The following is a 5,534-nucleotide window of genomic DNA, read 5'->3' as shown; positions in this document are numbered from 1 at the left end:
CGAAGAGAATGTGCTCCTCGCAATGACACAACAGAAGGGGCTTTGCGCCAGCTTCCAGGCCAGGGTATGCTCCCGGGCACCCCCCCCGACGACGAGTATCTTTATCTACCTCACCCCCTATTCTATCTGCCTTCTCGTGTCATTGCGAGACCATTCCGATGAAATCGGAAGGCGAAGCAATCCGGGTGGTGAGGACTGGTACCCCCCACACTTCCCAGATTGCCACATCGGCTACGCCTCCTCGCAATGACAAATAAAACCAACCGAATGCAAACAGAACCTGCGCAATAGAGTATTGACGTAATTGCGTAATTACGCTATAGTTACCGGCAAGAGGGGCATCATGCCGGTTTTTTGCATCGCTAATCAGAAGGGTGGAGTCGGCAAAACAACGACTGCTGCCGCACTGGCTCAGGGTCTAAGTGAATACCAGAAGAGGGTCCTGCTGGTTGACTGGGACCCCCAGGCCAGTCTGACCGTCACCCTGGGATTTAATCCGGATGAACTCGAATTGACCGGCTATGACGTCCTCGCCAGCAACATCAGAAATAAGCGGAATACCGAGATACGGAATGTCATTCTGCACACTGCCAATCCACTGATTGACCTTGTGCCTGCCAGCACCGAGCTGTCACAGGCGCAGCTTGACCTGGTAGGGGTATTCAGCCGGGAGACGGTGCTGAGGGATATGCTCCAGCCGGTACGCCCGGTTTATGATTACGTGCTGGTGGATAGCTCCCCCAGCCTGGGACTGCTGACAATTAATGCCCTGGCGGCCGCCGATAAAGTAATCATCCCGCTGCAGACCGATTTCCTGGCGATGAAAGGGCTGGCCCTCTTACTGAGCACCATTATTTCAGTAAAGGACAAGATTAATCCGGCTCTGGAAATATCGGGTATCCTGTTTACTATGACCAATCTCCGTACTTTACACAGCCAGGAAGTTATCGAGGTTACCCGGCGCGCCTTTGGTGACCGGATAAGGGTCTTCGACACGCTTATCCCCAGCAGTGTCCGTTTCAAAGAGGCACCGGCGGTCGGACAGTCTATCCTGACCTACGCTCCCACATCCGCCGGGGCTGACGCCTACAGATTACTGACAAGAGAGGTGATGGCATGAAAAGAGCCAGGATTACGGAGCAGATTGCCTATGGGACCGCGCTCGACCGGCTTACCGGGGCTGATAGAACGGTGGTGGCACCCCGGCAGGGAGAGGAGCCGAGCGGTCAGCCCGGGGTTGCTATGATCAAGCTATCCGTATTTCTGAACCGCGAAGAAGACGCCTATCTGGAAAACCTGTCGGCAACGGCCAAATTCAGCGGCGGGAAGAAAATCAGCAAGACCCGGCTGGTCAGGGCGATGGTACAGGCTTTCAGCCGGGCAGATCTGGATATGCGCGGGGTTAAGACGGACGATGAGCTTTTACTGAGAGTAAGTGCGCAATTGCGTTAATGAGTAACTGCGCAAAGCTTTCTTTCCTGTTTTGTCACCGGGATGCTGAAATTAGTCTCTAAGGAAGGAAGGTTAATATTCTGCCTTCCTTATCCTCCTTTTTATAGCTAGCATAGCCCTTCTCCAGAGCACATTCAGTACAGTAGTAAGCCGTATTCCCGGTTTCGGCTTCAACACCACCTTCCTCAGTGATGGCCAGATAGCGGTCAGCAAACGGGATAAAACGGTGACAGCTGTCACACTGGACTTCCCCTAAAGATACACAACCTCGACGCATCTGTTATTTCTCCTGCCAGATTTTATATTTCCAGACCTTAGATCAGCTTGACCCAGGTCCGGTACAACTCTTTTTTGGGCAAGTTTGTCTCTCCGGCCACTCTGGCGACCGCTTCTCTGGCCGTTGCTCCGGAGAGCCTCATTTGCCGCAGCCGCTGCTCAATATCTTCGGTTAATTGAGGCTTGTCTTTCTCCTTCCTGCCCTCGATGACCAGGGTGAATTCACCTCTCGGTTCGGTAAAGTGCGCTATTGCCTGGCTGATTCTTCCCCGGAAGACCTCTTCGTGGAGCTTGGTCAGCTCGCGGCAGACGGCCATTTCCCTGTCACCAAAGATATTCAGGATGTCCTGCAAAGATGCCACCAGCCGGTGAGGCGCTTCCAGGATGATGATAGTGGACGGTTCGTTGACGATGGTTTCCAGTAGACGCTGCCTGGCGCCAGTTTTACGAGGCAGAAAGCCCAGGTAGGTGAACTTGTCTGTCGGCAGGCCGGAAACGGTCAGCGCCGTGATAATAACGGAAGGGCCGGGAACGGGCACAACCGGCAGTTTGCGCTGGATAGCGGCTAGAATCAGCTCGTAACCGGGGTCGGATATTCCCGGAGTTCCAGCTTCCGAAACAAGGGCGACATCCTCTTTCTCAAGGAAATCCAGAATATAGTCCAGCTTGCTTAATTTATTGTGTTCATAATAACTGGTCATCGGTGTCTTAATGTCATATGTGGTCAGTAGCCGCCTTGTTTTGCGGGTATCCTCAGCGGCAATGAGCTTCACTTCGCCCAGGATACGGAGCGCACGCCGGGAAATGTCCTCCAGATTACCGATAGGAGTGGCGACAACATAAAGGGTGGGCATTGTTTTTTATGTCTTATGTGCTCTAAGTCTAGCCCGGTGGTACACATTTAATTTCCCGAGGTATAACGCTAATCATTATAACCCGCCTCCTGATAGCCTGTCTACTCTGGCGAAAACTCCTTGACTTTGAATCTCTCTATTTGATATAGTTTGTCTTTAAGGAAGGAGAGCCAATGACTACCCCCCAGTTCAAACAACTGAGACGTTCTTACGGTTTTGATGAAGTGGCTATTGTGCCTGGAGATATAACAATCAACCCTGAGCAAGCAAACCTCGACCTCAAGATAGGCGATTTTACGTTTCCGGTGCCTATTCTGGCGGCGGCCATGGACGCCGTGACCGATGTCGACTTTGCCATCCGGCTTAATAAGCTGGGGGGGCTGGCCGTTCTTAATCTGGAAGGTCTGCAAACGCGGTATGACAATCCTAAGGAGGTGCTGGCGGAAATTGCGCAAACACCCGCTGGTGAGGTCACCCCGCTACTGCAAAAGGTGTATTCCCAGCCAATCAAGGACAACCTGATTGGGGAGAGAATCCAGGCTATCAAACGGGCGGGGGCGGTATGCGCTGTCTCGATGCTGCCGGCTAACACTAAAAAGTTTGCTCCGATAGCGGAGGAAGCCGGAGGCGATATTCTCGTTGTCCAGTCAACGGTGACGACGGCGCGGCATACCTCCAAGAGCTACCACGGACTTATCTTCACCGAGCTTTGCCAGTCAGTGTCAATGCCGGTCGTTGTCGGCAACTGTGTGAGCTTTAACGCCTGTCTGGAGCTGATGCAAACCGGTGTGGCCGCGGTTCTGATCGGCGTCGGGCCGGGGTCTGCCTGCACTACCCGTGAAGTCCTCGGTATCGGCGTCCCACAGGTAACGGCGACGATTGATTGCGCTGCCGCCAGGGACCAGTACCTGAAGGAGTCAGGGCGGTATGTGCCGATAATCACCGACGGTGGTTTCCGTAAAGGCGGGGACGTGTGCAAGGCGATTGTTGCCGGCGCTGACGGGGTAATGGTCGGGTCTATATTTGCCCAGACAAAGGAGGCGCCCGGACTTGGTTACCACTGGGGTATGGCTAATCCGCACGCCGCGCTGCCCAGGGGTACCCGGGTGAAAGTTGGCACTACCGGCACATTGGAGCAAATCCTCTTCGGGCCTACGTCAGTTACCGATGGCAGTCAGAACCTGGTCGGGGCTTTGCGCACGGCGATGGGTGTTTGCGGCGCCTTTACTATCCAGGATATGCACCAAGCCGAAATGGTTATTGCCCCCGCGATTACCACCGAAGGTAAATCATGGCAACTGGCCCGGTCATAGATCAGCCGCGCCGCCTTTCTCGCTGCTGCTGACATTCCCCTACCAGGTTATTCCTCATCATCCTCTTCTTCACCGGTGGAGGTTCCCATCCCCCGGCTGATGCCGGGTAACAGTGGCCCGGTTTCTTTCTGCGAGCGCAATGACGGGAACTCAAGCTTATCGATAACCTGGCGCAGATCCTGCAATCTGTCTTTATCCTGTCCGGCGGCGACTTCTATGACCACTCCGTTAATCCCCGCTTCCCACAGGGCTTGAAGCTCCGCAGCTGTGACCTCTGCCGGGATTACAGCTAACAAGGGCTTGTTCAATAAATCAGCGAAACGGCGGAAGAGCATGAGATGATGCCATGTAAGGGAACGGGCTTCACTCTGCTCACCGGTAATTAGCACCGCGTCTAAGGGCAGTTTATTAACAGCCCTTAACAGACCTTCATTAAGTGATGCTGCCACCGCTATTATCTTGCCTGCCTTGTTCTCCTCCAGAGCCGTCAGGGGGGTATTTTCTGCCGGGAAGATGATAAAATCGAAACTCAACTGGTTCAACCCTTTTATTTCTTCCTGCGCAACCTGTACCCACCCTCCCCAGGGAATATCAGGCGCAGACCGGGACATCTTTTCGAGAATATCAGCGTCCGGGCCAGATTTTATGATACGCAGCAGCCCGGCGTCAGCCCCGGTTGCGCGGTCGACCAGGCTACCGGCATCTTCCTGGGCCAGACTGGCAACAAGCTGCATTCTGGGTCTGGAAAATATCGGCAGTCCGGTCCTGAAACCAATAGGTTGAGACTGCATCCGGGAAAGGCTCTTTAATCTATCAATGAACTTGCTCATTTATCCTCCCTGGAGCCAGCGGAGGGAATCGAACCCACGACCCGCGCTTTACGAAAGCGCTGCTCTGCCAACTGAGCTACGCTGGCCTTAGTTGAGTATAGCATAGAATTAACCCCTCGAAAAACCGGCGAGGTACCTTTATTTTTATGGAATCTTAACGATATTTTTATGAGGATGTTAATTCGGCTACTCTACAATTGGGGCGCAAAGGTGAACACGAACAGGGGGTAAGTAAGGCAATGATTAACCGAGTTAACAGCCAGAACCTGGGCATGCAGCTTAAACAGAGAAGACTGATGGTACCGCTGACCTTGCGCCGGATGGCAGCGCTCTCCGGCATATCATCGTCTCATCTGGGCCGTATCGAGAGGGGGGAGAGGTTCCCATCCGCCCTGGTTCTGCAAAGAATCGCCAGACCATTGGGCATTAATGAAAGCGAGCTGTTCCTGCTGGCCGGTTATCTGTCCCCGCCGATGGCCGGCGTGGAGGAAGAGAAAAGCAGGTATGGCGCAGGGCAACTTGACCCTTATGTCACCCGGACGTTGAGTCAGGAGCCGGCCGAAGTGCAACGTACTGTCATTGGGATACTGAGCATCTTGAAAAGCATTGCCCTGACCATGAAGTGAGGCTTCAGCGAATCGAGTTTCGGTTTGCCGTGAAATATTCCTTTCCCCCGGTGTCATCATGTACTTTCCTTTGCTATCGGCTTGATACAGCAACTTCGCCGTGTTATCGTTCTTTCCGCTCCACTCCTGACAGGTGACTCCTGTCACCAGTGATATCTTCGCCGGATACCGCGTGTAGTACTA

Annotated in this window: 8 protein-coding genes and 1 tRNA gene; 5 read left to right on the top strand and 4 right to left on the bottom strand. The window is 53.7% G+C overall.

Going from position 1 to position 5,534, the window contains the following annotated elements:
• From Q8Q07_00215 to Q8Q07_00205, 3 genes are all read left to right on the top strand, one after another.
• On the top strand, positions 1-250 hold a 250-nt coding region (locus tag Q8Q07_00215), incomplete at its 5' end, for a hypothetical protein (GenBank protein MDP3878717.1).
• A 54-nt stretch (positions 251-304) separates the two neighbouring features.
• The gene (locus tag Q8Q07_00210; GenBank protein MDP3878716.1) at positions 305-1,120 is read left to right on the top strand and encodes a ParA family protein; all 816 of its coding nucleotides are present in this window, start codon (positions 305-307) and stop codon (positions 1,118-1,120) included.
• Positions 1,117-1,452, top strand: coding sequence for a hypothetical protein (locus Q8Q07_00205; protein MDP3878715.1), 336 nt, complete (start codon positions 1,117-1,119; stop codon positions 1,450-1,452). Before Q8Q07_00210 ends, Q8Q07_00205 begins: the two co-directional genes overlap by 4 nt.
• Positions 1,453-1,510: 58 nt before the next feature.
• Here the strand turns inward: Q8Q07_00205 and Q8Q07_00200 are convergent, their stop codons facing one another.
• Together Q8Q07_00200 and rsmI are read right to left on the bottom strand one after the other, a co-directional pair.
• Positions 1,511-1,729, bottom strand: a complete 219-nt coding sequence (locus Q8Q07_00200; GenBank protein ID MDP3878714.1) for a hypothetical protein — start codon at positions 1,727-1,729, stop codon at positions 1,511-1,513.
• 37 nt (positions 1,730-1,766) lie between these two features.
• The gene (gene rsmI / locus Q8Q07_00195) at positions 1,767-2,582 is read right to left on the bottom strand and encodes a 16S rRNA (cytidine(1402)-2'-O)-methyltransferase (protein MDP3878713.1); all 816 of its coding nucleotides are present in this window, start codon (positions 2,580-2,582) and stop codon (positions 1,767-1,769) included.
• Positions 2,583-2,755: 173 nt separating this feature from the next.
• Between rsmI and Q8Q07_00190 the strand changes: the two genes are divergently transcribed.
• Complete coding sequence (locus Q8Q07_00190; GenBank protein ID MDP3878712.1) at positions 2,756-3,895, top strand: GuaB3 family IMP dehydrogenase-related protein; 1,140 nt, start codon at positions 2,756-2,758, stop codon at positions 3,893-3,895.
• 47 nt (positions 3,896-3,942) lie between these two features.
• Here Q8Q07_00190 and Q8Q07_00185 read toward each other — a convergent pair whose 3' ends face one another.
• Together Q8Q07_00185 and Q8Q07_00180 are read right to left on the bottom strand one after the other, a co-directional pair.
• On the bottom strand, positions 3,943-4,725 hold the full coding sequence (locus Q8Q07_00185; GenBank protein MDP3878711.1) for a hypothetical protein: 783 nt from the start codon (positions 4,723-4,725) through the stop codon (positions 3,943-3,945).
• 10 nt (positions 4,726-4,735) lie between these two features.
• A tRNA-Thr gene (locus Q8Q07_00180) sits at positions 4,736-4,811 on the bottom strand.
• A 153-nt stretch (positions 4,812-4,964) separates the two neighbouring features.
• Here Q8Q07_00180 and Q8Q07_00175 point away from each other — a divergent pair.
• Positions 4,965-5,351 carry a helix-turn-helix transcriptional regulator gene (locus Q8Q07_00175; GenBank protein ID MDP3878710.1) on the top strand — a complete coding sequence of 129 codons (387 nt, stop codon included), beginning with the start codon at positions 4,965-4,967 and terminating at the stop codon, positions 5,349-5,351.
• The last annotated feature ends 183 nt before the right edge of the window (positions 5,352-5,534 follow it).

The organism is Dehalococcoidales bacterium, from assembly GCA_030698765.1.
Taxonomy (GTDB): Bacteria; Chloroflexota; Dehalococcoidia; order Dehalococcoidales; family UBA2162; genus JAUYMF01.
Note: the sequence above shows the minus strand (reverse complement) of the source record. Positions and strands in the feature narration are given on the sequence as shown.

Bases quoted from the DNA above. Each gene is read 5' to 3' on its own strand.
- Q8Q07_00205 (MDP3878715.1), top strand. From the start codon at position 1,117: ATGAAAAGAGCCAGGATTACGGAGCAGATTGCCTATGGGACCGCGCTC.
- Q8Q07_00200 (MDP3878714.1), bottom strand. From the start codon at position 1,729: ATGCGTCGAGGTTGTGTATCTTTAGGGGAAGTCCAGTGTGACAGCTGT.
- rsmI (MDP3878713.1), bottom strand. From the start codon at position 2,582: ATGCCCACCCTTTATGTTGTCGCCACTCCTATCGGTAATCTGGAGGAC.
- Q8Q07_00190 (MDP3878712.1), top strand. From the start codon at position 2,756: ATGACTACCCCCCAGTTCAAACAACTGAGACGTTCTTACGGTTTTGAT.
- Q8Q07_00185 (MDP3878711.1), bottom strand. From the start codon at position 4,725: ATGAGCAAGTTCATTGATAGATTAAAGAGCCTTTCCCGGATGCAGTCT.
- Q8Q07_00175 (MDP3878710.1), top strand. From the start codon at position 4,965: ATGATTAACCGAGTTAACAGCCAGAACCTGGGCATGCAGCTTAAACAG.